Genomic DNA, 574 nt, shown 5'->3' on the forward strand with positions numbered 1-574 from the left:
TAGATAAATTTCATCTTACAAGTAGATTTAAAAAATTATATCCCTACCAAAGTAAAAACAAACAAAATAAAGAAACATATAATAAGGCAGTTGATTATTTTTTTAATGCTAAATATGAAGAATTATTACAATGCCTAGAAAACAGTACTACTTTTATAAAAGAAGCAAAAATGAAATTCTTAAAAGAGACAATTAAATTAATTAAAAATAATGAAGAAGGTGTCAAAAATCAAACACTATGAAATAATATTGGTTGTCACATTGAAGGTGATATATCACATTACTGTAAAGGTGTTTTGGTTAAAAAAGCAACTTATCATGAAAAAACTCTTAAAAATAAATTAAATACCAGCATGATGAATTTTAAAAATAAAATTAATTTATTTAATACTAATGAACCATTAGAAGAAAATAGAATTAATTATTCAGTTAATAATTTTAATAAAAACTTACAACAAAACTTATATCTTTATTAATTTTATATAAGAAATTAAGTAATTTTAATAAAAATATATTTTTTGTTGTGGAAAAATTTAAAAAATACTAAAATATTATTGACAATAAAATTAAAAGT

At 18.6% G+C, this 574-nt stretch carries 1 protein-coding gene; it reads left to right on the top strand.

Annotation, left to right across the window (positions count from 1 at the left end; genetic code table 4):
- A partial coding sequence (locus EHV01_RS06445) for a hypothetical protein (protein ID WP_422066737.1) occupies window positions 1-476 on the top strand: 476 nt, incomplete at its 5' end.
- Window positions 477-574 lie beyond the last annotated feature (98 nt).

It is taken from the genome of Spiroplasma sp. hy2, from assembly GCF_044714365.1.
Classification (GTDB): Bacteria; Bacillota_I; Bacilli_A; order Mycoplasmatales; family Mycoplasmataceae; genus Spiroplasma; species Spiroplasma phoeniceum.